This is a genomic window from Aminobacter sp. J41, assembly GCF_000526635.1.
Lineage (GTDB): Bacteria > Pseudomonadota > Alphaproteobacteria > Rhizobiales > Rhizobiaceae > Aerobium.
The window spans coordinates 1-25972 of record NZ_JAGL01000031.1; the positions used below are offsets into that span (position 1 = coordinate 1).

General features: G+C 65.0%; 21 protein-coding genes and 1 pseudogene. 18 read left to right on the top strand and 4 right to left on the bottom strand.

Translation table 11 applies throughout. From position 1 onward, the window contains the following. Positions 1-309, bottom strand: a pseudogene (locus tag L630_RS0116585) (transposase); the annotation flags it as partial. Positions 310-878: 569 nt separating this feature from the next. Here L630_RS0116585 and L630_RS0116590 point away from each other — a divergent pair. Further along, positions 879-1628 (top strand): GntR family transcriptional regulator, encoded by a 750-nt coding sequence (locus L630_RS0116590; protein ID WP_024849356.1) that lies wholly within the window; start codon positions 879-881, stop codon positions 1626-1628. Between the two features lie 626 nt (positions 1629-2254). Here L630_RS0116590 and L630_RS0116595 read toward each other — a convergent pair. Beyond that, positions 2255-2905: a DUF4145 domain-containing protein gene (locus L630_RS0116595; protein ID WP_024849357.1), complete on the bottom strand. Its 651-nt coding sequence runs from the start codon at positions 2903-2905 to the stop codon at positions 2255-2257. Positions 2906-3179: 274 nt separating this feature from the next. Between L630_RS0116595 and L630_RS0116600 the strand changes: the two genes are divergently transcribed. From L630_RS0116600 to L630_RS21655, 12 genes are all read left to right on the top strand, one after another. Then, the gene (locus tag L630_RS0116600) at positions 3180-4526 is read left to right on the top strand and encodes an ABC transporter substrate-binding protein (protein WP_034330638.1); all 1347 of its coding nucleotides are present in this window, start codon (positions 3180-3182) and stop codon (positions 4524-4526) included. 38 nt (positions 4527-4564) lie between these two features. Further along, positions 4565-5536, top strand: a complete 972-nt coding sequence (locus L630_RS0116605) for a YVTN family beta-propeller repeat protein (RefSeq protein WP_024849359.1) — start codon at positions 4565-4567, stop codon at positions 5534-5536. Between the two features lie 82 nt (positions 5537-5618). Further along, positions 5619-6410, top strand: a complete 792-nt coding sequence (locus L630_RS0116610) for an ABC transporter ATP-binding protein (protein ID WP_024849360.1) — start codon at positions 5619-5621, stop codon at positions 6408-6410. Next, entirely contained in the window at positions 6407-7288 is an 882-nt protein-coding gene (locus L630_RS0116615) for an ABC transporter permease (RefSeq protein WP_024849361.1), read from the top strand. The genes L630_RS0116610 and L630_RS0116615 overlap by 4 nt, the downstream gene beginning before the upstream one ends. Beyond that, the gene (locus tag L630_RS0116620; protein ID WP_024849362.1) at positions 7288-7929 is read left to right on the top strand and encodes a hypothetical protein; all 642 of its coding nucleotides are present in this window, start codon (positions 7288-7290) and stop codon (positions 7927-7929) included. The genes L630_RS0116615 and L630_RS0116620 overlap by 1 nt, the downstream gene beginning before the upstream one ends. A 141-nt stretch (positions 7930-8070) precedes the next feature. Next, the gene (locus L630_RS0116625) at positions 8071-8280 is read left to right on the top strand and encodes a hypothetical protein (protein ID WP_024849363.1); all 210 of its coding nucleotides are present in this window, start codon (positions 8071-8073) and stop codon (positions 8278-8280) included. A gap of 35 nt (positions 8281-8315) precedes the next feature. Further along, on the top strand, positions 8316-9305 hold the full coding sequence (locus tag L630_RS0116630) for an ABC transporter substrate-binding protein (protein ID WP_024849364.1): 990 nt from the start codon (positions 8316-8318) through the stop codon (positions 9303-9305). Then, entirely contained in the window at positions 9302-10126 is an 825-nt protein-coding gene (locus L630_RS0116635; RefSeq protein WP_024849365.1) for an ABC transporter permease, read from the top strand. Before L630_RS0116630 ends, L630_RS0116635 begins: the two co-directional genes overlap by 4 nt. Beyond that, positions 10095-10835 (top strand): ATP-binding cassette domain-containing protein, encoded by a 741-nt coding sequence (locus L630_RS0116640; RefSeq protein ID WP_024849366.1) that lies wholly within the window; start codon positions 10095-10097, stop codon positions 10833-10835. Before L630_RS0116635 ends, L630_RS0116640 begins: the two co-directional genes overlap by 32 nt. Positions 10836-11130: 295 nt before the next feature. Further along, the gene (locus L630_RS0116645; RefSeq protein WP_024849367.1) at positions 11131-12063 is read left to right on the top strand and encodes an IS110 family transposase; all 933 of its coding nucleotides are present in this window, start codon (positions 11131-11133) and stop codon (positions 12061-12063) included. Positions 12064-12864: 801 nt separating this feature from the next. Next, positions 12865-13302 carry a thioesterase family protein gene (locus L630_RS0116655; RefSeq protein WP_024849368.1) on the top strand — a complete coding sequence of 146 codons (438 nt, stop codon included), beginning with the start codon at positions 12865-12867 and terminating at the stop codon, positions 13300-13302. An 88-nt stretch (positions 13303-13390) separates the two neighbouring features. Further along, positions 13391-13882, top strand: a complete 492-nt coding sequence (locus tag L630_RS21655) for a sigma-70 family RNA polymerase sigma factor (RefSeq protein WP_024849369.1) — start codon at positions 13391-13393, stop codon at positions 13880-13882. 64 nt (positions 13883-13946) lie between these two features. Here L630_RS21655 and L630_RS0116665 read toward each other — a convergent pair whose 3' ends face one another. Next, complete coding sequence (locus L630_RS0116665; RefSeq protein ID WP_024849370.1) at positions 13947-15314, bottom strand: aspartate aminotransferase family protein; 1368 nt, start codon at positions 15312-15314, stop codon at positions 13947-13949. A gap of 90 nt (positions 15315-15404) precedes the next feature. Then, positions 15405-16652, bottom strand: a complete 1248-nt coding sequence (gene lhgO / locus L630_RS0116670; RefSeq protein ID WP_051473317.1) for an L-2-hydroxyglutarate oxidase — start codon at positions 16650-16652, stop codon at positions 15405-15407. Positions 16653-16778: 126 nt separating this feature from the next. Here lhgO and L630_RS0116675 point away from each other — a divergent pair, with 126 nt between their 5' ends. The 5 genes from L630_RS0116675 to treY all read left to right on the top strand — a co-directional run bounded on the left by L630_RS0116675 (position 16779) and on the right by treY (position 25915). Further along, the gene (locus L630_RS0116675) at positions 16779-17219 is read left to right on the top strand and encodes a VOC family protein (RefSeq protein WP_024849372.1); all 441 of its coding nucleotides are present in this window, start codon (positions 16779-16781) and stop codon (positions 17217-17219) included. Between the two features lie 615 nt (positions 17220-17834). After that, complete coding sequence (glgX, locus tag L630_RS0116685) at positions 17835-19910, top strand: glycogen debranching protein GlgX (RefSeq protein WP_024849373.1); 2076 nt, start codon at positions 17835-17837, stop codon at positions 19908-19910. Next, a complete protein-coding gene (treZ, locus tag L630_RS0116690; RefSeq protein WP_024849374.1) occupies positions 19903-21711 on the top strand; it encodes a malto-oligosyltrehalose trehalohydrolase in 1809 nt (602 codons plus the stop codon). The genes glgX and treZ overlap by 8 nt, the downstream gene beginning before the upstream one ends. Further along, a complete protein-coding gene (gene malQ / locus L630_RS0116695) occupies positions 21708-23369 on the top strand; it encodes a 4-alpha-glucanotransferase (protein ID WP_024849375.1) in 1662 nt (553 codons plus the stop codon). Before treZ ends, malQ begins: the two co-directional genes overlap by 4 nt. Beyond that, complete coding sequence (gene treY / locus L630_RS0116700) at positions 23366-25915, top strand: malto-oligosyltrehalose synthase (protein ID WP_024849376.1); 2550 nt, start codon at positions 23366-23368, stop codon at positions 25913-25915. The genes malQ and treY overlap by 4 nt, the downstream gene beginning before the upstream one ends. Positions 25916-25972: the final 57 nt, after the last annotated feature.

Genomic DNA, 25972 nt, shown 5'->3' on the forward strand with positions numbered 1-25972 from the left:
GATCGACGCAACGGCGACGGCGAGCGGGGCTCAGAAGTTTCCCGAGGCAGCCTCTTTCAGGATCAGCTTCTCGAGTGTCAGGTCCGACACCGCCTTGCGCAGCCGGTCATTCTCTTTCTCAAGCTCNTTNAGNCGCTTTACCTGGTCACCCTTCAGGCCGCCGAACTCCTTGCGCCACCGATAGTATGTAAACTGCGTCACGCCGATCGAGCGAACCGCTTCTCCGACCGATCGGCCTTGCGACAACAACACGTCGACCTGGCGCAGCTTCGCCACGATCTCTTCAGGTCTATGCTTCTTCTGGGGCATTCAAACGTCCTCCTACGGCTCAATAGCCTACTTCAGGGAGGACCACTTTTCAGGGGGCAGACCAAAAAGCGGCCGCTTTCAGCGCTGTCGAGAAATGTTGTCGCCGTACCGGACCCGTGCGCCCCGCAGCTTTACCTGCGAGGTGAAATGAAGACCGATGACGCGCGAACCTTGCGCACCCTTCGGACCGGGTCAGTCCGTCCACGCAGACAACACAACATATTGCACATAATATATCAAGAAGGATTTCCAGACGAAGGGAGACGCAGCGTCAGCAGGCAGAATGCCCAGCAATTGTGCGGTGTTAGCCCGCATTTTGGGCTGCTTGCAGAGTTCGGGTGAGTCGGTCCGGCACGGCCACCTAAGTGCAGGGCGTGACCTGCGGGGCGCCAGCCGCCGCCGGGCACCACCTGCCATGTGGATGAACAACTGCAAGATAATCCGTGCGCTGCAAATATTTGCTTATGCAGGTTCATTCAGATATCACCTGATATGCTCAGCGTGCCTGCACGGGCACGGGCAGCGGGGGAGCTGCGGAGGGGACAATGAGAGATCAACAGGGGCAGCGAATGGCTACGACACCAGCACGGCGCAAGGCCGCGGGCGGCACTGCCGCAGCCAGGGCAACCGGCGGCACGGCGCGCAAGAAGAAGAAGGCGACGTCGCTCACCGAGAGCGTCTACGCGATGCTGCGCAAGGAGATCCTGACCTGCGCGCTGGCGCCGGGAACCGAGATTTCCGAGGCGGAGCTCGCCGACCGCTTCAAGATGTCGAAGACGCCGGTGCGCGAGGCGCTCGCGAACCTGCGCGCCGAGGGGCTGGTGCGTTCCTTCCCGCGCCGCGGCTATCAGATCGTGCCGGTCACCTTCGGCGACATGAACGAGCTGTTCGACCTGCGCACGATTCTCGAGGCGGGTGCGGCCGAGCTTGCCTGCAAGCGCATCACCGAGCCGGAGATCGAGAACCTGCGCAAGCTGGCAGACATTGCCTATGATCAGTCGGAGCCGCCGAGCCTCGAAAACTTCATCAAGGCCAACCGCGACTTCCACTTCGCGATCGCCAGGGCGTCGGGCAACGAACGTCTCTTCCAGCTGCTGGCGAAGCAGATCGACGAACTCGAGCGCTTCTTCTATCTCGGCGCGCGCCTGCGCGACGTCAGCACCGAGACGCAGGCCGACCACCGGCAGATCGTCGAGGTCCTGAGCAAGCGCGATCCGGAGGCGGCGCGCGACATCATGATCCGCCACAACGACATTACCCGCCAGGGCCTGTTCGAGGCGCTGACCAGATCGCAGGGCCTCAGCGCCTTCGCGCTGTGAGGCGCGGGGACTGCCTGCGGGAACCGGCGTTCCTTCCGCCAGGCGCGCACGACGTCTGGTTTGCGGACCGGGGTTGATCTCCGCCCGCGCTTGTCGCCTGTCAGATCACATACCATACCCCCACCCCTAACCCCTCCCCACAAGGGGGAGGGGAACGTTGGCAGCCGCCGAAGTATCAGAGTGAGCGAAGGTGGGGAGTGCCACTCGGCCACCGCAAAGCATCCTCTGGCTGACCCCCATTGCGTGCTAGCTCGTGACGCTCAGGCCCAAGAGCCTTGTCCCTTACAAACTAGCCTTTGCGATCGCCAAAATTCCCCTCCCCCTTGTGGGGAGGGGTTAGGGGTGGGGGTACGAGGTCGCGCAGCGTGAGCGGGATATTTTCCTGAAGCGATGGTCCTCCCCTCCTCATCCCATAGAGAACGAGGCCCTGATGCGTTGTAGCGACTAAAACTGAAAATTTGTTTTTGATGCGAAAAAGCGGCCGGAAGTGGCTGTGTCACAATAATGGCAAACAAGAAGGCCGACCACAGTCGGGGCACATCCGTTGTGGAACGGGTGTTAGCATTTCGAAGGCAGGCACTTGCGTCCACTCGGCAAGGTTCGGGGCAGAACATGCCGTTTAGACTTCACGCCTTGCGCCCTCGATGCTCTTCGATCTGATGAGGCAGGTCGTAGATAACCTTCAGCAACATACGCAGGTATTCCACCACCGCTTGAGCATCAGCGCTTGTAGTGCCGGACGCACCCGGAATTGGGTGAGCGTTGTCGTTGCCAAGTTCTCTTACCTCATGGGTCCACTCGATCATGACCGGGGGTAAAAGCCCTCTGGCACCGAGGTCTTCTATCTCCTGAAACAGGTTCTTGCCAGATGCGTTCTGATACCGGAGGACCAGCTGTACCGCGCTGCGCGCCATAAGAGCCGCGGCATCATAGTTCGATACCTCGATACTCCGCTTCGCTTGTACCCAATAACGCCCGACGTCGTCCGGCCAGTGCTTCGGCCAGCCGGTGGTCTTGCGCGGCCACGGCACTTGATGGAAACGTACTAGGCCGGAACTGCCCATGCCCCAAAACACGGATGTCAAGTTGCCGCATTGCTCACAGACCAGGACATCGTAATGCAGTGTCTTGGATTCGGCAGCGTTCTTTTTGGTCAGTCGGCTCTTAAAGCCGAATCGACCTTCTTCACCGCAGAAACCACAGGTCACCAAGTCGACCGGCAAATCGCCGTTGTAGCTTCGGTAGCCTGATCCCTCGCCAATGTCCCACCAGCTCATTGAAAAGCCCCCTATTCCATGAACTAGAGGGCAACATGTGACATCCCGCTGCGCCTCTATCAATGCTTGTTGACGGAGCTGTTGTGCCGTTGATGCGCTCTACGTCTCGCCTTCCCCGCCGACTACCCTCCCACCATCGCAGCATGACCCTCGCCCGGATTGTGAATGCGTGAACGTTTGCCATGTGCGGCGGGTTGGTTATAGTCGGGCGGGGGCACGCAGAAATTGCAGTCAGTCTCGGTGCAGGTAACAGCCGTGCAGGAGAGACATGCCCATGACGAGCAGGACTTCCATCCGTGCCGTACTCGCGTCCCTGCTGCTTGCAGGGATGGCGATCAGCCCTGCCGCCGCGCAGGGTGAGGCCCCGGCACAATCATCCGAACCAACAACGCAACCTTCTTCACCGCCGGCGTCGCAACCGTCCGGCCAGCCGGCGGGACAGCCAGCGGCGGAGCCCGGAAAACAGCAGCCGAGGCCGAAGCGCCAGCGGGCGGAGAAGGAAACGACCCGCATCCAGATCGGCTATCTCAGGGCCTATGCCCCGCAGCTTGCGCTGTCGGTGCTCGACGTTCCGCCGAGGAATGACGGCGTTGCCGGCGCGGAAGTCGCCATCGATGACAACAACACGACGGGCGGCTTTCTCGGCCAGGAGTTTACGCTCGACGTGGCCGAGGTCGAGCCCGAGGCGGACGTGGTCGAGGCCTTCAACAAGATGGTCGAGGCCGGCGCGCGCTATGTGCTGACCGATCTGTCGGCGAAGCAGGTGCTGTCGATCGTCGACTTTGCCCGCGACAAGGGCGTGCTGGTGTTCAATGTCGGCTCGACCGACGACGTGCTGCGCGAGGAGGAGTGCCGGGCTAACCTCTTCCACACCATGCCGACGCGCACCATGCTTGCCGACGGCCTTGCCCAGTACCTCATCTGGAAGCAGTGGAAGAACTGGGTGCTGATCTACGGCTCGCATGAGGGCGACCAGGCCTTTGCCGATGCGCTGCGCCGTGCGGCCGAGCGGTTTGGCGGCCAGATCGTCGCCGAAAAGCTGTTCGAGGACACGGGCGGCGCGCGGCGCACCGACACCGGCGTCGTCCAGATCCAGCGGCAAATCCCGGTCTTCACCCAGGATCTGCCCGAGCATGACGTGATGCTGGTTGCCGACGAAAGCGAGGTGTTCGGCACCTATGTGCCGTTCCGCACCTGGATCCCGCGTCCGGTTGCGGGCAGCGCGGGGCTCGTGCCGTCGGCCTGGCATCCGGCGAGCGAACAGTGGGGCGGAACCCAGATCCAGAACCGGTTCGAAAAGCAGGTGGGCCGGCGCATGCTGTCGAAGGACATGGCGGCGTGGACGGCCGTGCGCATCGTCGGCGAGGCCGCGACGCGCACCAACAGCGGCGATCCGGCAAAGATCGAGGAGCACATCAAGGGCGAGAACTTCTCGGTCGCGGCCTATCGCGGCCAGAAGCTCACCTTCCGCAACTGGAACTGGCAGCTGCGCCAGCCGGTCTTCCTCGGCGACAACCGTTCGGTGGTGTCGACCTCGCCGCAGGAAGGCTTTCTGCACCAGGTATCCGAGCTCGACACGCTCGGCATCGATCAGCCGGAGACCGTATGCAAGCTTGACTGACATCTTGAGGGCCGGGGGGCCAAACATGGAGGAGGAGCATGAAGAGACTGGGTTTTGCGGCGCTGGCCGCCAGTGCCTGCATCCTGGCCAACCCGGCATCGGCCTTTACGGTCTATGTCTCCAACGAACGCGACAACACCATCACCATCGTCGATTCCGAGAAGATGGAGGCGGTCGGCACCATCAAGGTGGGGCAGCGCCCGCGCGGCATCACCATCTCGCATGACGGCAAGGTGCTCTACGTCTGCGCGAGCGACGACGACACCGTCGAGATGATCGATACGGAGACGAACCAGATCATCGGCACGCTGCCCTCGGGACCGGACCCCGAACTGTTCGTGCTCTCGCCCGACGGCAAGACGCTCTACGTCGCCAATGAGGACGACAACCTCGTCACCGTGATCGACGTCGAGGCGCGCTCGGTGCTGTCGGAAATCCCGGTCGGCGTCGAGCCCGAAGGCATGGGTGTGAGCCCTGACGGTTCGGTGATCGTCTCGACCTCCGAGACCACCAACATGGCGCATTTCATCGATGCCGAGACGCACGAGATCACCGACAACGTGCTGGTCGACACGCGCCCGCGCTATGCCGAGTTCATGCCGGACGGATCGGAAGTCTGGGTGAGCGCCGAGATCGGCGGCACCGTCTCGGTGATCGACAACGAAACCCGCGAGGTGACGCAGACGATCACCTTCGAGATCCCGGGCCTGCGCGCCGAAGCGATCCAGCCGGTGGGCGTCAAGATCATGCCCGACGGCAAGAAGGCCTATGTGGCGCTGGGGCCCGCCAACCGCGTGGCCGTCATTAACACCGAGACCTACGAGGTCGAGAAATACGTGCTCGTCGGCCAGCGCGTCTGGCAATTGGCGCTCACCCCCGACGAGAAGACGATCATCAGCACCAATGGCGTGTCGAACGACATCACCTTCATCGATACCGAAACCGACGAGGCGATCCAGTCGGTGACGGTCGGCCAGCTGCCCTGGGGGGTTGTCGTCAAGCCGCAGTGACGCATTTGCAGGAAGGAGGGTGCGCGGGCTCGCGGGCCCGGCGATGCGCGGCGGAATGCCGTGGGAGGAAGGAGCAGGCCAATTGCATCACGTGCCACCCGGCGGTGAGGTGCCAGCCAGCGTCGCGGCGCTCGAGGTCGCTGCGGTGAGCCATTTTTATGGCCGCAGCCAAGCGCTGGACAGCGTCTCCTTCACGCTGGCGCCCGCGACCTTCACCGTGCTGCTCGGCCTCAACGGCGCCGGCAAGACGACCTTGTTTTCGCTGATCAGCCATCTCTACGACACGCGCGCGGGCTCGATCCGCGTCTTCGGCCACGACATCGCCCGCGCCTCCAGCGAGGCGCTGCGGCGGCTCGGCATCGTCTTCCAGGCGCGCACGCTCGACCTCGACCTCAGCGTCAGGCAGAACCTCGTCTACCATGCCTCGCTGCATGGCATGTCGTCGCGCGAGGCGCGCGAGCGCATCGCGGCGATGCTCGAGGCCGTCGGCATGAGCGACCGGCTCAACGACAAGGCCCGCAGCCTTTCGGGCGGGCAGATGCGGCGCATCGAGATCGCGCGGGCCCTCCTCCACCGGCCGCAGCTGATCCTGCTCGACGAGGCGACGGTCGGGCTCGACGTCAAGTCGCGCGCCGACATCCTTGCCAACATCCGCAACATGGTCGCGCGCTCCGGCATCAGCGTCCTGTGGGCCACCCACCTCATCGATGAGGTGAGCGAGGGTGACCATGTGCTTGTCCTGCACAAGGGCAGGCTGGTGGCCGACGGCATGGTCTCCGAGCTGGTGCGCGAGACCGGAGCCGGCGCAATCGGCGAAGCCTTTGCCCGGCTGACCGGGCTCGATGCGCCTAGCGAAACAGGAGCGCGGCCATGAGCACCGGCTGGAACGCCGCTTCCGCGCCCGACACGGCGACCGTGCCCGCGCTGCCGCGCAATCTTGGCCTTCGCCAGTATCTCATCTGCCTGCGCGGCATCTGCGTGCGCGAGGGCCTGCGCTTCATTCACCAGCGCGAGCGCTTCGTCTCCTCGCTTGTGCGGCCGCTGATGTGGCTGTTCATCTTCGCCGCCGGCTTCCGGCAGGTGCTCGGCGTGTCGATCATCCCGCCCTACCGCACCTATGTGCTCTACGAGGTCTACATCACGCCGGGCCTGTGCGGCATGATCCTTTTGTTCGGCGGCATGCAGTCGTCGCTGTCCATGGTCTACGACCGCGAGATGGGCAACATGCGCACGCTGCTGGTAAGCCCCTTCCCGCGCTGGTTCCTGCTGGTGTCGAAGCTGCTGGCAGGCGTCACCGTCTCGGTGCTGCAGGTCTATGTCTTCCTGGCGATCGCCTGGTTCTGGGGCGTAAAGGCCCCTCCCCTCGGCTATTTGATGGTGCTGCCGGCGCTGTTTTTGTCGGGCATGATGCTGTGCGCGCTCGGCCTGTTGCTCTCCTCGCTCATCAAGCAGCTCGAGAATTTTTCCGGGATCATGAACTTCGTGATCTTCCCGATGTATTTCGCGTCGCCCGCGCTCTATCCGCTGTGGCGCATCCAGGAGGCGAGCCCGCTCCTCTACAAGATCTGCCTCCTCAACCCGTTCACCTATGCGGTCGAGCTGATCCGCTTCGCCTTCTACGGGCAGGTCGAGTGGCTGTCGCTCGGGATCGTGGCGGGGCTGACGGCATTGTTCCTCGGCGCGGCGATCCTCGCCTATTCGCCGACGCGCGGGCTGGTGAACCGCAAGCAGGATACGGGAGGAAATGGCTGATGATGTATCGCCCGATTGCCGCGCTCATGCTGATGACGGCGCTTGCTTCCCCTGCCCTCGCGGCACAGGGCAGCGAAGACTGGCCCTGCATCCAGCGCAAGGTGCCGGAACTGTCGCTCGGCCAGATCTGGAACGGGCCGGAGCTGCCGCCCGAGGCGCGCGACTGGTCGAACGATGCCGAAATTTCGGCGCTGGTGCGCGAGCTTTCCGCCCGGCGAATGCCGGTCGAGGAAGCGCAGGGCCGCATCCGCGACTTTGCCGAAAAGAGCGGCGAGGCGGCCGAACAGCGGCTGCTCGTCCTGGTGCGCGGCCTGTTCGACCATATGAACCGCGAGCGCGCCGACGTCATGTCCGGCATCTCGCGCTATGCCAGGCGCCAGGTCGAGCTTGCCGAGCGGTTGCGCCAGGAATTGTCGGAGGTCGACACGCTGCGCAACAAGCCGGACGCAAAGCCGACCGAGGTGGCGCAGCGTTCCGACCGCCTCGTCTGGGAAACGCGCCTGTTCGAGGAGCGCGCCCAGTCGCTCAGTTTCGTCTGCGAGGTGCCCACCCTGATCGAGCAGCGCCTGTTCGCGCTCTCCCGCGCGATCGGGCAGACGATCACGTCGCTGCGGCCAAAGGAGGAAGCCCCCGCGCGTTGACGATGGTCAGGCGAGCGCGTAGCATTTGTGGACTTTCCGCATGGGCACCTGCGGAAAGGCGACGCCGCAAGGCGGGACGGCAGCCAGCGCTGCCGCGAACAGTGACGTGCGCCGCCCCGGCGGCGCAGCGTGAGGTGCCCGATGGAACTGGTCGATCTCATTCTCACCGTCTGCCTCATCTCGAACCCGGAAAGGTGCCGGGTCGAGCATCTCTACTTCGAAAGCCGTGGCACCCTCTTTCAGTGCATGGTGCTGGCCCCCGCGGAGATCGCGAAGTGGGCGAGCAGCCATCCGTCGCACCAGGTGGTGCGCTGGAAATGCGCCTTTCCCGCAAAGGAGCGGGCGATCTGACCCGCCGTTGAATTCCGCACCAGGGAGGAACCTGAATGGCAATCTCGAGACGCACGGTCCTGCAATTCATGGCGGCAACGACCGCCCATGCCTTCTTGCCCGTCCCGCTCGCACGGGCGAACGAGAAGGTCCGCATCGGCGTGCTGAAGTTCGGCACGGTCAACTGGGAGCTCGACACGATCAAGCATAACGGTCTCGACACGAAGAACGGCGTCGACCTCGACGTGCAGTTCTTTGCCGGCGAGGATGCGAGCAACGTGGCGATGCTGGCCGGCGACCTCGACATGATCGTCTCCGACTGGCTGTGGGTGTCGCGCCAGCGTGCCGAAGGCGAGGATTTGACGCTCGCGCCCTTCTCCACCGCCGTCGGCGCGATCATGGTCAAGCAGGATTCGCCGATCCGCACCGTCGCCGACCTCAACGGCAAGAAGATCGGCGTTACCGGCGGGCCGCTCGACAAGAGCTGGCTCTTGATCCAGGGCCTTGCGCGCCGCGACCACGACCTTGATCTCACCGAAAAGAACGAGATCGTGTTCGGCGCGCCGCCGCTCCTCAACGAAAAGGCGATGACAGGCGAGCTCGATGCGGTGCTGAATTTCTGGCACTTCTGCGCCCGGCTGGAGGCGAACGGTTTTCGGCGCCTCGTCAGCGCCAATGACGCCGCTCGCGCCCTCGGCGCCTCGGGCGATGTTTCCGCGCTCGGCTATGTCTTCCGCGACAAATGGGCGAAGGATCATCCCGAAGCCGTGCAGGGCTTCATCCGCGCCAGCGCCGATGCCAAGGAGCTGCTGAAAACCTCCGACGAGGAGTGGAACCGCCTCGCGCCCGTCATGCGCGCGGAAGGCGCGGAGCTCACCGCCCTGCGCGACCGCTTCCGCGAAGGCATTCCGAACCGGCCAGTGGCCGACGAGGAGGCGGATGCCGCGCTTCTCTACAAGGTGCTGGCCGAGCTTGGCGGCGAGAAACTCGTCGGCAATTCGCCCGAGATGGTCGCCGGCACGTTCTGGTCGGAACTCACGCAATGAATGCAAGGGAGGGCGGTGCGGGCAGACCCGGCGTCGAAGCCGCGCCAAAGGGGCGCAAGGCGCCCCTCGCCTTCGCGCCGGCCCTGACCGTCGCCGCCTCCCTTGCCGGCTTTCTGGCGCTCTGGGCTTTCGCAGCCGCCGCCTGGCCAAGCCGCGCCCTGCCGCCGCCGCTTGCCGTCTGGTCGGTCTTCGTCAAGGAGCTGATGAGCGGGGAGCTTCCCTGGCATCTCGGTATCACGCTGGCGCGCGTTGCCGCCGCCTTCGTGCTGGCGATGCTGATCGGCACGGTGATCGGCATTCTGCTCGGCATGTCACGCCGGGCGAACGCCTTCTTCGACCCGTGGGTGGTGTTGTTCCTCAACATTCCCGCCCTCGTCATCATCGTGCTTGCCTATGTCTGGTTCGGCCTCAACGAGGCCGCCGCCATCGGCGCGGTCGCGGTCAACAAGATCCCGAACGTGGTGGTGACGATGCGCGAGGGCGCCCGCGCGCTGGACCAGCGCTATGCGGACATGGCCTTCGTCTACCGCTTCAGCGCGCTCGACCGCATCCGCCACGTGCTGATGCCGCAGCTGCAGCCCTACCTTGCCGCCGCCGCGCGCTCGGGCCTCGCCATCATCTGGAAGATCGTCCTGGTGGTGGAACTGCTCGGCCGCTCCAACGGCGTCGGCTTCCAGATCTATCTTCACTTCCAGATGTTCGAGGTCGCGGCGATCCTCGCCTACACCATGGCGTTCGTCGCCGTGATGCTCGTCATCGAAATTGCGCTGGTGCAGCCCTTTGAACGACATGCAACGCGTTGGCGCGGCCGCGCCGCTTGAAGTGAACATCGCCGAGAAAACCTTCCGCTCGGCGGAGGGCGTCAGCATTGTTGCCTTGCGCAACCTCTCCTTCGAGGTGGCGCGCGGCGAGTTCGTCTGCCTGTTTGGACCTTCCGGATGCGGCAAGACGACGACGCTGCGCATCCTGCTCGGCCTCGACCGCGATTTTACCGGCTCCTTCAGCATGCCGGAGGGGGGATCGGCGCGCGTTGCCGCCGTCTTCCAGGAGCCGGTCTTGCTGCCCTGGCGTACCGTCGAGCAGAACGTGCGGCTCGCGCTACCCAAAAATTTGCGCGACGCGGATCTGACGCCGCTGTTCGAGCGGCTGGGCCTCTCGGCCATGCGCATGCTTTATCCCGGGGAACTGTCGCTCGGCCTTGCCCGCCGCGCTGCGCTTGCCCGCGCCTTTGCGACGGAGCCCGCGATCCTCTTCCTCGACGAGCCGTTCGTCTCGATCGACGAGCGCACGGCGCAGGGCCTGCGGCACCTGCTTCTGTCTGTCTGGTCGGCGCGCCCGACCACGGCGCTGATGGTGACGCACAATCTGCGCGAGGCGCTGATGCTGGCCGACCGCATCATCGTGCTCTCGCCCCGGCCCGGCCGCGTCGTCGGCATCTTCGCGGTCGGCCTTCCGCGCACCGAACGCACCCCCGCCGCCCTCGACCGCCTCTCCCGCAGTTTTCTGGAGCAATTCACGACGGTGGAGTGAGGGGCGTTCGGAGCCGCTGGAGCGGAACAGGATGAGCTCGTGCGGAGCCTGAAAACAATGACCTCCGCCGTGGTACTCCACGAGCCCCCTCCACCATGCTTCGCATGGTTCCCCTTGTAACTTGTCTTCCACCACATCTGCTATTGTTGCGGGTGCGGTGGCGGGAGGGAGACCGAGTCCCCACTGGGACACCAAGCCCGCGGGGGAGCAAGGGTCCCCGCCCGCCGTTCCATCGACCCCGAACAGTCGCCTGGGCCGCAGCAAACGAAGCCCGTTTCGACAAGGATGGGAGAGGATGGATATGCGTTTCGTTGGCATCGACGTTTCCAGGGACTGGCTCGACGTTCATGTCGTGCCGGAGGGCGAGAGCTTTCGTAGCCCCAACAACAGCGATGGCATCGACCAGCTCGCGGCACGGCTTCGCGAGCTAAGCCCCGAGCGCGTCGCGCTCGAGGCAAGCGGCGGGCTGGAGACGCTGGCGGTGGCGGAACTTTCGGCCGCCGGTCTGCCGGTGGCGGTCGTCAACCCGGCGCAGGTGCGCTCCTTTGCCAATGCGCTCGGCAGGCGCGCCAAGACCGACACGATCGATGCCGCGGTCATTGCCGCCTTTGCCGCCGCGATGAAGCCGCCGGTGCGCCAGCTGCCCGATGAAGCCACCCGTCTCCTGGCCGATCTCGTTTCCCGCCGGCGCCAGATCATCGCGATGATCGTCGCGGAGGAAAACCGCGCCCGCCGGGCAACAGCGCGCCAGACGCTCAAAAGCATCAGGCGGCTGCTCCTCGCCCTCAAGCGCGAACTCGAAAGCCTCGATGAGGAGATGGACGGTCACATCCGCAAGTCGCCGATCTGGCTGGTGCGCCAGAAGCTGCTCACTTCAATGCCGGGCGTCGGCGAGATAACAGCCCGCACGCAGCTGGCCGAGCTGACGGAGCTTGGCCGGCTCGACCGAAGGCAGATCGCATCGCTGGTGGGACTTGCACCGTTCACCCGCCAGTCGGGCAAGTGGCGGGGCAAAAGCTTTATCGGCGGCGGCAGGAGCGGCGTTCGCGCGAGCCTCTTCATGGCCGCGCTGACCGCGATCCGCTTCAACCCGCAGCTCAAGGCATTTCGCGACCGGCTGGTGGCGGCCGGCAAGCCGAAACTCGTCGCGCTCGTTGCCACCATGCGCAAGCTTGTCACCATCCTCAACGCCATGATCCGGGACAACCAGCCATGGAAATCCGCTTGACTGCCAACACAGTCGCTCCCCCCCGTTGCAGGGGAGGATCTGGGGCGGGGTGTTTCATAGAAGCAGGTGCTCCGCAGAGACGCGACAGGTCAGACGGCATTTCCGAACTGGAAGTGAGCGCCGATGCCGGCCTCGACCTCAGTATCCTCCCCCATTTATGGGGGAGGTGGCGCGAAGCGCCGGAGGGGGCTCGTAGAGTACCGACGTCGGGGAGCGGCAGGTGCGCGTTCTTACCCGTCGGCAAGACGTCCGGTTCAGGCATGGATCGTCGGGTCAGGCCCGACGATGACGACGTTGAAACGGCTTTCGCAATCATTGATCCCGAGCGGCTGCGGCACCCGTCATCCTGATCCGTACAACCTCCCCGCTTCGTCATGCCACGGCTTGACCGTGGCATCCAGGCCTGAACGTTGAAGCAGATCCGGCGGATCGCAATACGCGCGGACTTCATGCGGGACCATTCTGCAAGCCCCGATGGAATCCCCACGCGATAACCTGCCCATAGAACGCCACCGCTGCCGATACGCCCGCAAGAAAACGGCCGGTCCGCGAACGGACCGGCCAGGTGCTGTGGACAAGTGACCGGCGGGGAGGGGCAAACCGCCAGTCGGCACTTATGGAGAGGTCAGGTGTCGTGCCTGTCCGTCAAACCGGCGTCCGCCGCGATTGTTCCATGCCCGGGAAATGCGGAAGCGACCGCGTCACACGGCGATTCTTCCTGTCCGCATCAACGCAGCACGCCCATCGACACCTCCCCTTCCCCATCATACGATGTCCGGTAAACCTGACGGGCGGAGTGTGATGGCTGAGCAACGGGTTCCGACGACGCGCGACGAGTACCGGGTCTTCCGCACGCTGACGACGCGCTGGCTCGACAACGACATTTACGGCCACATGAACAATGTGGTGCACTATTCGCTGTTCGACACCGCCGTGAACGGCTGGCTGATCGAGCATCGCCTGCTCGACATCCGCACCAGTTCGGAAATCGGCCTCGTCGTCGAGACCGGCTGCCGCTACTATTCCGAACTCGCCTTTCCGGACGTGGTCACCGCCGGCATCCGCGTCGCGCATATCGGCAACAGCTCGGTACGCTACGAGGTTGGCCTGTTTCGCAACGACGAGGTCAGGGCCGCGGCCGACGGCTTCTTCGTCCATGTCTATGTCGATCGCGAGACGCGCAAGCCCGTGCCGCTGGCGCCAGCGTTCCGCGCCGCGCTCGACACTTTGCAACAATAAAGAAATTTTCCGTGTCGGGTCGGAACCTCCTTTGTTCCCACGCATTGCACGGCCGGACAATCGTCACACGCGCCATATGGAGCAACCCATGCCGGGTGAGACTGATTATGCGCCGCCCGTTGATGAAATAGTGACCCTCATACCGGCTCTGCGGGCCTTTGCCCGCACCTGGCGCCGCCACCCGCCCGACGTCGACGCTCTGGTAGAGCAGACGCTGCGCCATGCCCTCGACAATCCGGAAGACTACGACCCGGGCTGCGGCATGCGCGCCTGGCTGCTGTCGATCATGCGCCGCGCCTCATCGCAGCCTTACCGGCCAGGCGTCGAGGCCGACGGCGATCCGCAGCACCGGCGAAGCCGCACCGAACGCCAGCGCCGCATTGCCGAAGCGGTCGATGCGCTGCCGGAACCGCTGCGCGAAGTCGTGATCCTCGTCGAGGTGCTGCGCCTGCCTCATGGCGAAGCGGCCGCCATTTGCGGCTGCTCGACCGCCACCCTCCGCGACCGCCTCGCCCAGGCCGAAAGGCAGCTGTTGGAACGGTCCGGCGCCGGCCTGTCGGAGGTTCAAGCCGGGGAGTAGGTTCGCCAAAAAACGCCGGCTGGGGTGCAGCCGGCGCGATTGTTTTGTGCGGATGTAAGACGGCTTAGGCCTGGATTTCCTGCAGCGCCTGGTCGAGCGCGGTGCGCACGCCTGCGACGAGTTCGTCGATCTGCGCCTCGGTGATGATCAGCGGCGGGCAGAAGGCGAGCGCGTCGACCATGGCGCGGCTGATGATGCCGCCTTCCTGCAGCTTCGCGTTGACCAGCGCGCCGAGCTGGCCGGGCGTTGCGAGAGCGGTCTTCTTTTCCTTGTCGGTGACGAGCTCGATTGCCGCGATCAGCGCCGTGCCGCGAACCTCGCCGACCAGCGGATGGTCGGAAAGCGAGCGCAGGCCCGCCTGCAGCCTTGCCCCCACGTCGCGGGCGCGCTGGACAAGGTTTTCCTCCTCGATGATGCGGATCGTCTCCAGCGCCACGGCCGAGGCGACCGGATGGCCGCCGGCGGTAAAGCCGTGGCCGAGCGTGCCGATCTCGCCCGAACGCTCGCGGATCGGCGCGTAGACCTTCTCGTTGATGAGCAGCGCCGAGGCCGGCAGGTAGGACGAGGAAATCTGCTTCGACAGCGCCATCATGTCGGGCTTGATGCCGAACGTCTGGCAGCCGAACATGTTGCCGGTGCGGCCGAAACCGCAGATCACCTCGTCGGCGACGAGCAGGATGTCGTACTTTGCCAGCACCGCCTGGATCTTTTCCCAGTAGGTCGCGGGCGGAACGATCACGCCGCCGGCGCCCTGCAGCGGCTCGGCGAACATCGCGGCAATCGTGTCAGGGCCCTCGGCCTGGATCGCCGCATCGAGCTCCTCGGCAAGACGCGTTGCGAACTGTTCTTCCGTCTCGCCCGGCTTGCCCTCGCGATAAAAGTGCGGCGCGGTGAGCCGGATCACGTTCGGCACGATCAGGTCAAAGCTGTTGTGGTTGGCCGGCAGGCTGGTCAGCGCCGCCGCCGCGATCGTCACGCCGTGATAGGCGCGGTTGCGGACGATGATCTTCTTCTTCTCCGGCTTGCCGAGCGCGTTGGAGCGGTACCAGATCAGCTTCAGCGCCGTGTCGATGGCCTCCGAGCCCGAATTGGTGAAGAACGCCTTGCTCATCGGCACCGGCGCCATCGTCACCAGCTTCTCGGCAAGGTCGGCCGACGGGTTGTGCCCCTTGTGGGTGAAGGTGTGGTAGTAGGGCAGCCGCTCCATCTGGCGCGTCGCCGCCTGCACCAGTCGCTTTTCCGAAAAGCCGAGGCCGACGCTCCACAGGCCCGACATCGCCTCGATGTAGCGCTTGCCGGTGTTGTCGAAGACATAGATGCCCTCGCCGCGGTCGATCAGCAGCGGCCCGACTTCCTCATGCTTCTTCGCATTGGTGTAGGGGTGCAGGTGATAGGCGACGTCGCGGGCTTCGGGAGAATTCGGAGTGGTCATGAAGTCTCAGTCCTTTCAGGCAAGCTCTTGAAGCCGTGTGTAGGCCGAACCGGCGGCCAAGTAAAACCGTCCTACCGTCTGGGCGCCGCATCAGGTAGTGCCAGGCAGGCGCTCGACGATCATCCTGCTGATGGGGATCGATGAGGTCGCGGCGGGCGAAGGGGCGTTGCAGACGAAGAGGCTGCGCGGGCCCTCGCGGAAGAGAAAATCGTGGACGAGGCTGCCGTCGGCCATCACCGCCTGGGCGCGGATGCCCGCCCCCGGCTTGCCGAGGTCGGCAAGGGTGAGTTCGGGGCAGTACTTGCGGCATTCCTCGAGATAGTGGCGGCGAAACAGCGAATTGCGCATTTCGATGATGCCGGAGCCGAGGTTCTTCCTGGCCATCTTCCAGAAGCCGGGGAAGGAAGCCATGTCGGCAACATCCTTCAGGGAAAGACTCCCCTTCGGATAGCCCTCGCGGGCAAAGCCCAGCACGGCATTGGGGCCGACGGTGATCGAGCCGTCGATCATGCGGGTGAGATGGATGCCAAGGAAGGGCAGGTTCGGGTCCGGGATCGGGTAAATGAGGTGGCGGACGATGTTCGCCTTCGACGGCGGCAGGGTAAAATATTCGCCGCGGAACGGGACGATGCGGAAGTCGCATTCGAGCCCCGCCATCCGCACCATGCGGTCGGATTGCAGCCCGGCGCAGGCAATCAGCTGTGACGCGACATGGCGCTCGCCGCCAGCGGTAACGGTCACGTCCGCGGGGGTCTCGGCAATCGCCGTCACCTCGACGCCGAGGCGGATCTCGCCGCCGCGCTGGCGCACCTTCTGCGCCATCGCCCGGCAGACCTCGCGATAATCGACGATGCCGGTTGCCTTCACATGCAGCGCGCCGAGGCCGGCGGCGGCGGGTTCCGCCTTGCGCAGCTCAGCCTCGTCGAGGCGGGCAAAGTCGATGCCGTTCTGCACCGCGCGCTCCGCGAGCGCTTCCATCCGCGCCATCTCGGCCTCGCTGGTCGCCACCAGCAGCTTGCCGCAGGTTTCGAAGCGGATGCCGTTCTCGCGGCAGAACTCTTTCGTCGCTTCCGCCCCCTCGCGGCAGAGCTTCGCCTTCAGCGAACCCGGCGGATAGTAGATGCCGGCATGGATGACGCCGCTGTTGTGGCCGGTCTGGTGGCGGGCGAAGTCCTGCTCCTTTTCAAGCAGCAGCAGTTTCGCGCCCGGCGCGTGCTCCTGCAGCGCGATTGCCGTCGCAAGGCCGACAATGCCGCCGCCGATGATGATGAAGTCATGCACCACGAAACGCCCTCCGCCCGAAACATGCGGCCCGATCCGGCCGGGCCCTGACTTCATAGCCGGATTCTCACCGCTTCGTCATCCGCGCCAAAGGTGCGCCGGCACTGGCCGTTTGCGCCATTGGGGTTATATCGTGGGACGAATCCGTTTCGAACCACAGGCATTTCAGGAAGGCGTCTCACGATGAAATATCTGCACACGATGGTCCGCGTCACCGATCTCGACAAGTCGCTGCAATTCTTCTGCGACATCATGGGGATGGTCGAGGTCCGCCGCATGGACCACGAGGCCGGCCGCTTCACGCTGGTCTTCCTCGCCGCGTCCGAGGACGTCGAGGCGGCAAAGGCCGGCGGCGCGCCGACGGTCGAACTCACCTATAACTGGGACCCGGAGGAATATACCGGCGGGCGCAATTTCGGCCACCTCGCCTACGAGGTCGAGAATATCTACGACTACTGCCAGCGCCTGATGGACCGGGGCGTCACCATCAACCGCCCGCCGCGCGACGGCCGCATGGCCTTCATCAAAACGCCGGACGGCATCTCGATCGAACTCCTGCAGCGCGGCGCAGCGCTCGAGCCGGCCGAGCCGTGGACGAAGATGGAAAATATCGGCACGTGGTGAGGGGATAGTTCCTCTTAACGCCGCCAGGAAGATCCGCGGGTGGCAATCGCAGCCTCAGCCGGAGTGGAGTAGCGTCCATCCAGTCGTCATCCTCGGGCTCGACCCGAGGATCCATGCCAGAACGTTGCGACAGCGCGGGGCGGCGATAATCAAGCGGCCAATCTTGCGGTGAAGCCGATCGTCACGTGCTCAATCGACGGTTGCGGAACATGGCGCGCGTCGAGCCTGCACGCCCCCTCCACCATGCTTAGCATGGTCCCCCTCCCCCGCATGTGGGGGAGGATCCGGCTGGATCAGCCTCAGAATCTTACCGCCACAGACGTTTCTTGCCAGGTCTGCATCGTCGCTTCCCCCCCCCGTGCCTCATGTCCGCTGCGCACCGCAATCATTGCCCGTGACACACCACGATCCATGAAAGGCATGACCCGGATCCTCCCCTGCGAAGCGCCGGAGGGGGCTCGTAGAGTGCCGGCGCGGGTTTCCCATCCTCTCATGGCAAATCTTCCGTTTTGCCAGCTTCCAGTCTTAGCAACCCCTCCCCTCTTTCTCTTTCCATGGAACCTCCATCTTCCTGATCTGTTCGAACGCCACTGGTCCTCTTTCCCGGCGGTGTTCATGCAGCCCTCGCGTCCTTTCCTGAAACCCGGCCTTCCCTTCCCCCTCGGTGCGACGTGGGACGGCACGGGGGTCAACTTCGCCCTGTTTTCAGCCAATGCCACCAAGGTGGAGCTGTGCCTGTTCGACCGCGCCGGAAAGCGCGAGCTGGAACGGGTGGAGCTGCCCGAATACACCGACGAGATCTGGCACGGCTATCTGTCGGACATCCGGCCCGGTCAGCTCTACGGCTACCGCGTGCATGGCCCCTACGCCCCGAATGAGGGCCATCGGTTCAACCCGAACAAGCTGCTGCTTGATCCGTATGCGCTCGCGCTCCACGGCGAGATCAAGTGGCACGACGCCCTGTTCGGCTACCGCATCGGCAGTGCGAAGGGCGACCTCGTCATGGACAAGCGGGATTCCGCGTCCGTCATGCCGAAGTGCATCGTCGTCGACCCTGCCGTCACCTGGGGCAACGACCAGCGCCCGCGCACCCACTGGATGAACACCATCATCTATGAGGCGCATGTGAAGGGCATGACCGCGCGGCGCGAGGATTTGCCGCCGCAATTGCGCGGCACCTTTGCCGGCCTCGCCCAGCCGCAGGTGATCGACCATCTCGTCAAGCTCGGCGTGACCGCCGTCGAACTCATGCCGGTGCAGGCCTTCTTCGACGACCGCCACCTGATCGAGCGGGGCTTGTCCAACTACTGGGGCTACAACACGATCGGCTTCTTCGCGCCGGCGCCGCGCTACATTTCGCCCGAGGGCAACATCCACGAGTTCAAGCTGATGGTGCGCCGCCTGCACGAGGCGGGCATCGAGGTGATTCTCGACGTCGTCTACAACCACACCGCCGAGGGCAATCACATGGGCCCGACGCTGTCGTTCCGCGGCATCGACAATGCGAGCTATTACATCCTCGCCGACGACCCGCGCTACTATTTCGACACGACCGGCTGCGGCAACACGGTCAATTTGCGCCACCAGCGCGTGCTGCAGATGGTGATGGACTCGCTGCGCTACTGGGTCGAGCAGTGCCATGTCGATGGCTTCCGCTTCGATCTTGCCAGCTCGCTCGGCCGCGACCGCGACGCCTTCGACCACAATTCGGTGTTCTTCGACGCGGTGCGCCAGGACCCGGTGCTGTCGCGGGTAAAACTCATCGCCGAGCCTTGGGACACCGGGCCGAACGGCTACCAGGTGGGGAACTTTCCGCCCGGCTGGGCGGAGTGGAACGACCGCTACCGCGACACGGTGCGCGGCTTCTGGAAAGGCGACGAGGGAGCGGCGGGGCCGCTCGCCGGCGGGTTGCTCGGCTCGTCTGACCTGTTCGAGAAGCGCGGGCGCAGGCCCTGGTCGAGCGTCAACTTCGTCGCCGCGCATGACGGTTTTACCCTCGCCGACGTCGTTTCCTACAACGACAAGCACAATGAGGCGAATGGCGAGGACAACAATGACGGCCACTCGCACAATTTGAGCTGGAACTGCGGCGTCGAGGGGCCGAGCGACGATCCCGAAATATTGAAGCTGCGCGAGAAGATGCGGCGCAACCTGATCGCGACGGTGCTGCTCTCTCAGGGAACGCCGATGATCCTGATGGGCGACGAGATCGGCCGCACGCAGAACGGCAACAACAATTCCTACTGCCAGGACAACGAGATGAACTGGCTCGACTGGCAGGCGGTCGGCGAGCGGCCGGAGGGTTTTCATGCCTTCGTCGCGCGCATGATCGACATCCGCCGCCGCCAGCCGCTGCTCGCCCAGGCGCGCTTCCTGCATGGCGACAAGACGGACGATGGCGAGCGCGACGTGCGCTGGTGTCGCCCTGACGGCGAAAGAATGCAACAATCGGACTGGGAGAACCCGGACACGCGCGCCATGAGCGTCTTCTTCACCGACGAGGGCCTGCAGCTGGGCATGCTGTTCAATGCCCATCACGAGCCGCTCGACTTCGTGCTGCCAGAGGGAGACGGCTGGCGCATCACCGTCGACACGGACGATGACGAGCGCGGCAAGGCCGCGGAAGTGGTGTCCGGCAGCGTTTCCGTCGCCGACCGTTCCCTGATCCTCGTCGAGCGCCGTCATGCCTGAGCCAGACCGAGAATACCGCGTCTATCCGCGCCACTGGGGCGCCGAATATGTTCGCGCCGGCGAAGTGCGCTTCCGCATTTGGGCGCCGGCCTTTGAGGAGCTGTCGATCCGCATCGACGGCGAGGAAACCGAAATGGGCCGCGACAAGGACGGCTGGTTCGAGCTGCTCGCCTCCGGCATCGCGCCCGGCACGCCCTACAGCTTCATCCTGCCGGATGGCAGGAGCCTGCCGGACCCCGCCTCCCGCGCGCAGCAGGCCGACGTGCACGGGCCGTCGCTGGTGGTCGACGCCACGCAATATCGCTGGAAGCATTCGGGCTGGCGCGGCCGCTACTGGCGCGAGGCCGTCATCTACGAGCTGCATGTCGGCACGTTTACCGAGGAAGGCACGTTCCTGGCCGCGATCGAGAAACTGCCGCATCTGGTCGAGGCCGGCTTCACGGCGATCGAGCTGATGCCGGTGGCGCAGTTTCCCGGCAAGCGAGGCTGGGGCTATGACGGGGTGCTTCCCTACGCGCCGCACCATGCCTATGGCGCGCCGGATGACCTCAAGCAGCTGGTCGACGAGGCGCACGGCCACGGGCTGATGATAATGCTCGACGTGGTCTACAACCACTTCGGCCCGGACGGAAATTACCTGCCCACCTTCGCGCCGGAGTTCTTCGACGAAAAGCGCCATACGCCGTGGGGCGCGGCGATCGCCTACGACCGGCTGCCCGTTCGCCAGTTCTTCCTCGACAATGCGCGCTATTGGCTCGACGAGTACAATTTCGACGGCCTGCGCCTCGACGCCATCGACCAGATCCGCGACCCCTCGCCAAGGGAGCTGCTGGTCGAGCTTGCCGAGAAGGTCCGGCGCGAGTTCACTTACCGGCCGCGCCATCTAGTCACCGAGGACAACCGCAATGTCGCCTCGCTGCATGTGCGCGAGGACGGCAAGGCAACGCTCTACACCGGCGAGTGGAACGACGATTTTCACAACGCCGCCCATGTGCTTTTGACCGGCGAGGACGAGGGCTACTACGAGGATTATGCTGAGGACCCGGCGGCGCTGCTCGCGCGCAGCCTTGCTGAGGGCTACTGCTATCAGGGCGAGGCGTCGAAACATCTTGGCGGCAAGCCACGCGGCGAGCCCTCGACCGGCCTTCCGACCACCGCCTTCATCGACTTCCTGCAGAACCACGACCAGATCGGCAACCGCGCGCTCGGCGAGCGCCTGAGCGAACTCGCCTCGCCTGAGGCGATCCGGGCGCTCACCGCGATCCTGCTTCTGTCCCCGCACATCCCGATGATGTTCATGGGCGAGGAATGGGGCGAGCGGCGACCGTTCCTGTTCTTTGCCGACTATCACGGCAGCCTCGCCGACGCGGTGCGCGAGGGACGGCGCAAGGAGTTCGCCCATTTCAAGGGGTTCGGGCGCGATCCGAAGCTGATCCCCGACCCGAACGACCTGAAAACCTTCAAGGCATCGCGCATCGACTGGTCGCAGCTGGAAACCGACGAAGGCAAGGCGCGACTGGAAGAGGTGCGCACGCTGCTTGCGCTGCGGCGCGAGCACATCGTGCCCTATCTCGACGACAACGAGCCTTCGCCGGGCGTGATCCTGCCGGCGGACCCCGGCCTGATCGCCATCAACTGGCAGCTCGGCAATGCCCGGCTTGCGCTGCGCGCCAACCTGACCGGCGAGGCGGCCGCCTGCCCGCTGCCCGACGGCGAGATCATTTTCAGGGCGTTCGACGTACAGGAAAGCGACAGCGACGTGTTGCAGCCGTGGGATGTTCTGGTAGCCGTTGAGACATGAGCGAAACGCAGTCCAGACCCGCCGCCCTTTCCCGCTGCTTCCTGCCAAACTGGCTGATGCAGCGCCGCGCCTGGGGCATCAGCGTCCAGCTCTACGAGCTGCGCTCTGCCCGCAACTGGGGCATCGGCGATTTTCACGACCTTGCGGAGTTTGCGCAGCTTGCCGGCGAGGCGGGCGCGGAGTTCGTGGGCCTCAACCCGCTGCATGCGCTGTTCATGGCCGAGCCCTACCGGCGCAGCCCGTTTTCGCCTTCCAACCGCCGCTTCCTCAATCCGCTCTACATCGCCGTCGACCATGTCGAAGGCTTCGAGCCTGCCATGGCCGACGAGGCGAAGCTGGAACGGCTTCGGGCAGTCGATCTGGTCGACTATCCGGGCGTTGCCGAAGCCAAGCTCAACGCGCTGAAAAAGATCTGGCAAAAGCGCAAGCCGAAGGTCGCCGCGCCGGATCCGCAGCTTCGCCTGCACGCGCTATTCGAGGCGCTGTCGCTGGACATGGTTGCAAAAGGCCACGGCGCCGGCTGGCTTTCCTGGCCGGAGGAATTTCATGACCCGAACTCGGCGGCGGTGAAGAAATTCGCCACCGCCCACGAGGACGAGATCGCCTTCCACGTCTGGCTGCAGCAGCTGGCGCGCGAGCAGCTGGAGCGTGCCGGAGAAGCGGCAAAGGCCGCCGGCATGCGCATCGGTCTTTATCTCGACTTTGCAGTCGGCGAGGCGCCGGACGGCTCCGCCACCTGGGGCGACCGCGAGCTATCCGTTCGCGGTGTTTCGGTCGGCGCGCCACCCGATGTCTTCACCGCCGCAGGCCAGGACTGGGGCCTCGCACCGCTTGCTCCCGACGCGCTCGCGGCCAACGGCTTTGCCCCCTATCGCGAACTGATGTCGGCCGCGGCCCGCAATGCCGGAGCGCTTCGCATCGACCATGCCATGTCGCTGCGCCAGCTGTTCTGGATCCCGGTCGGGCGCCCGGCGGCCGAGGGCGCCTATGTGCAATATCCGCTCGAAGGCACTATCGTGGCACTCGCGGAGCTTTCCAACGCGCAGGAGATGGTGGTGATCGGCGAAGACCTCGGCCATGTGCCGGAAGGCTTTCGCGACACCATGGCCGCGGCGCACATCCTTTCCTACCGCATCCTTTATTTCGAAAAGCGCGGCCAGCGCTTCATCGCGCCAAAAGACTGGCCGCTGCTCGCGCTCGCGTGCCTCTCCACCCATGACCTGCCGACCCTCAAGGGCTGGTGGGCGGGCGACGACATTGCGCTGCGCGCCGAATATGGCCTGATCTCGCAAGCGGCCGCCACCTTGCAGCGGCGCGAGCGCCGCACTGAGCGGCGCAACCTCCTCGAGGCCTTTGCCCGCGCGGGGCTGCTGTCGCGCCGCGACATGCGCGTGCTGCTTGCCCGCCGGACGCTCGACGACGCCGCTTATGCGCGGCTTGCCGTCGCCGCGCATCGCTACATCGCCCGCACGCCGGGCAGGCTCACTGCCATGCGCCTTGCCGACGCCGTCGGCGAGTTTCACCCGACCAACCTTCCCGGCACGTCGGACGAATATCCGAACTGGCAGCGCAAGCTTGACGTACCACTGGAACAAATCAGGGGGAGTGCGCTTTTCGGGCAGCTGACTGCAGCCCTGAGAAGAGAGCGCCCCGCATGACCCCACCGATCGCCACCTACCGCCTGCAGTTTCGCAACGGCATGACCTTCGAGCAGGCGGCGGCGATCGTGCCCTACCTGAAAAGGCTGGGCGTCAGCCACCTCTACGCCTCACCGATCTTCGCCGCGACGAAGGGCTCGACCCACGGCTACGACGTCACCGACCACAACGCCTTCGACCCGGACTTGGGCGGTCGTGAAGGCTTCGAGAAGCTGCATCAGGCCCTCAAAGATGCGGGGCTGAAACTCATCCTCGACATCGTGCCGAACCACATGGCCGCCTCGCTCGAAAACCCTTGGTGGCGGAGCGTCATCGAGTTCGGCCGCGACAGCGCCTTTGCCGATCATTTCGACATCGACTGGAGCCGCCGCCTCACCCTGCCGGTCCTCGGCAAGCCGTTCGACGAAGCGCTCGCAGCCGGCGAAATCCGCCTCGCCATCGACCGTGCCAATGGCTGCCTCGCCCTCGGCTATTACGACAATCTCTTTCCGCTCAATCCGGCGAGCTATGGCTTCGTCGCCGAGTCCTTTCCGGAAGCCTCGTCCTTTGCCCGCGAGGCCGGCTGGCAGGCGCCGTTCGATGGCCGCATCGACGAAGAGCTTGCCGAGCTTTCGCAGGACCGCGCCTTCATCTCCGCCCTGCATGACCGCCAGTCCTGGCAGCTGACCTACTGGAAGGAAGCGAAGAAGGATCTGTCCTATCGCCGCTTCTTCGAGGTAACGGGCCTTGTCGGCGTGCGCGTCGAGGACGAGGCAGTGTTCAGCGACGTGCACGCGCTCATCCTCGAGCTCGTCCGCTCCGGCAAGGTGGATGGCCTGCGCGTCGACCATGTCGACGGCCTTGCCCGCCTCTGCCAGTATCTCAGACGCCTGCGCGCCGCGATCGGCGACGACAAGCTGCTTCTGGTCGAAAAGATTCTTGGTCCCGGCGAGAAGCTCCCGGCCGAATGGGGCAATGTCGGCACGACCGGCTACGAATTCATCGACCGGCTCTCCGGCCTCCTGGTCGAGACCGCGGGCCGCGAGGCGATGCGCAGCGCCTATTCCACCTTCTGCAGCCGTCCGCTCGAAATGGGCGACGAAATCCGCGCCGCCAAGGAGCTGATGTTACGCCGCAATTTCGAGGGTGAACTTGCCCGCCTTGCCGCCCACGCCGCGGCGCGTGCGGCGGAGGCAGGCCAGGACCTTGGCAAGGAAGCGCTCGCCGACGCGCTGGTCGAGATCATCCAGGGGTTCAGCGTCTACCGCACCTATGGCGAGCAGGACGGCCTTTCCGGCCCCGACCTTGCCATGCTCGGCAGCGCCGTTGGCGCGGCCCTTGCGCGCGAGGAAGCCGACCCGCAGGCAATCCGCTTCATCACCCCCCTCCTCCACGGCGACAACGAGGACAAACCATTCCGCCAGCGCTTCCAGCAGCTCACCGGACCGGTGATGGCAAAGGCGATCGAGGACACGCTGTTTTACCGCATCAACCCGCTGATCGCGCTCAACGAAGTCGGCGCCGATCCGGAAGGCACTGAAGGCGGCATGGATGCCTTTCACGCGGCGATGATGGAGGAAACGCCGCTCAGCCTCCTCGCCACCAGTACCCACGACACGAAGCGCGGCGAGGATGCCCGTGCGCGTCTCTATGCGCTCGCCGAGGCGCCGGACCTGTGGGCCGAGGCCGTCAGCCGCTGGAGCCGGATGAACTCGTCGCTGCGCACCACCATCGACGGCCGCGCCGTGCCGGAACCCGATGTGGAATGGCTGATCTACCAGGCGCTTGCCGGCATCTGGCCGGCCGGCGAGGTCGATGATGCGGCCGTTGCCGGGCTTTCCGAACGCTTCCTGCCCTATCTCGAAAAGGCGCTGCGCGAGGCAAAGCTGCGTACCGACTGGCTGGACGAGAAGCCGGATTACGAGGCGGCGGTCAAATCCTTCACCGAGCGGTTGCTGTCGCCCGCAAGCTCCGACTTCCTCGACGATTTCGCCGCGACGCTGCAGCCCTTCATGGCCGCCGGCATGGTCAATTCGCTGTCGCAGACGGTGGCGAAGCTGACCGCGCCCGGAATTCCCGACATCTATAACGGCGCGGAAGCGCTGGACTTGAGCCTCGTCGATCCCGACAACCGCCGTCCGGTCGACTTCGATCGCCTGTCGGCCTGGCTCGACGAGACGCCGGATCTCGCCACCCTTGCTTCGACCGACACCGAAGGCCGGCTCAAGCAGCAGATCATTGCCCGCACGCTGAGCGCGCGCCGCGACCACCCCGAGCTTTTCCTGACCGGCGACTATATTCCTCTCACCGTCCGCGGCCCGCTTGCGAGCTACCACATCGCCTGGCTGCGCCTGCTTCCCGACGAAGCCGCACTCGTCGTCCTCACCCGCCTGCCGCTGACCCGCGCGGTCCTCTCCGGCGTGACCGATACGGTGATCGACCTTCCCCGCGGCTTTTCCCCCGCCTTCCGCAACATCCTCACCGGCGACCTCATCATCCCCGACGGCCCGCTGGCGCTCGAAGCGGTGCTCGGCAAACTGCCGGTTGCAGTGGCGGTGGCGGAGTAAGCCGGGGCACGCTGATCCGCTCTCCGGAGGCTCTTTCCACACCTCCCGCAAGGTCAC

What these genes read in the sequence shown, in the direction of transcription:
- L630_RS0116590 (WP_024849356.1), top strand. Translation starts at nt 879, where the DNA reads ATGGCTACGACACCAGCACGGCGCAAGGCCGCGGGCGGCACTGCCGCA.
- L630_RS0116595 (WP_024849357.1), bottom strand. Translation starts at nt 2,905, where the DNA reads ATGAGCTGGTGGGACATTGGCGAGGGATCAGGCTACCGAAGCTACAAC.
- L630_RS0116600 (WP_034330638.1), top strand. Translation starts at nt 3,180, where the DNA reads ATGACGAGCAGGACTTCCATCCGTGCCGTACTCGCGTCCCTGCTGCTT.
- L630_RS0116605 (WP_024849359.1), top strand. Translation starts at nt 4,565, where the DNA reads ATGAAGAGACTGGGTTTTGCGGCGCTGGCCGCCAGTGCCTGCATCCTG.
- L630_RS0116615 (WP_024849361.1), top strand. Translation starts at nt 6,407, where the DNA reads ATGAGCACCGGCTGGAACGCCGCTTCCGCGCCCGACACGGCGACCGTG.
- L630_RS0116620 (WP_024849362.1), top strand. Translation starts at nt 7,288, where the DNA reads ATGATGTATCGCCCGATTGCCGCGCTCATGCTGATGACGGCGCTTGCT.
- L630_RS0116625 (WP_024849363.1), top strand. Translation starts at nt 8,071, where the DNA reads ATGGAACTGGTCGATCTCATTCTCACCGTCTGCCTCATCTCGAACCCG.
- L630_RS0116630 (WP_024849364.1), top strand. Translation starts at nt 8,316, where the DNA reads ATGGCAATCTCGAGACGCACGGTCCTGCAATTCATGGCGGCAACGACC.
- L630_RS0116635 (WP_024849365.1), top strand. Translation starts at nt 9,302, where the DNA reads ATGAATGCAAGGGAGGGCGGTGCGGGCAGACCCGGCGTCGAAGCCGCG.
- L630_RS0116640 (WP_024849366.1), top strand. Translation starts at nt 10,095, where the DNA reads ATGCAACGCGTTGGCGCGGCCGCGCCGCTTGAAGTGAACATCGCCGAG.
- L630_RS0116645 (WP_024849367.1), top strand. Translation starts at nt 11,131, where the DNA reads ATGGATATGCGTTTCGTTGGCATCGACGTTTCCAGGGACTGGCTCGAC.
- L630_RS0116655 (WP_024849368.1), top strand. Translation starts at nt 12,865, where the DNA reads ATGGCTGAGCAACGGGTTCCGACGACGCGCGACGAGTACCGGGTCTTC.
- L630_RS21655 (WP_024849369.1), top strand. Translation starts at nt 13,391, where the DNA reads ATGCCGGGTGAGACTGATTATGCGCCGCCCGTTGATGAAATAGTGACC.
- L630_RS0116665 (WP_024849370.1), bottom strand. Translation starts at nt 15,314, where the DNA reads ATGACCACTCCGAATTCTCCCGAAGCCCGCGACGTCGCCTATCACCTG.
- lhgO (WP_051473317.1), bottom strand. Translation starts at nt 16,652, where the DNA reads ATGAAGTCAGGGCCCGGCCGGATCGGGCCGCATGTTTCGGGCGGAGGG.
- L630_RS0116675 (WP_024849372.1), top strand. Translation starts at nt 16,779, where the DNA reads ATGAAATATCTGCACACGATGGTCCGCGTCACCGATCTCGACAAGTCG.
- glgX (WP_024849373.1), top strand. Translation starts at nt 17,835, where the DNA reads ATGCAGCCCTCGCGTCCTTTCCTGAAACCCGGCCTTCCCTTCCCCCTC.
- treZ (WP_024849374.1), top strand. Translation starts at nt 19,903, where the DNA reads ATGCCTGAGCCAGACCGAGAATACCGCGTCTATCCGCGCCACTGGGGC.
- malQ (WP_024849375.1), top strand. Translation starts at nt 21,708, where the DNA reads ATGAGCGAAACGCAGTCCAGACCCGCCGCCCTTTCCCGCTGCTTCCTG.
- treY (WP_024849376.1), top strand. Translation starts at nt 23,366, where the DNA reads ATGACCCCACCGATCGCCACCTACCGCCTGCAGTTTCGCAACGGCATG.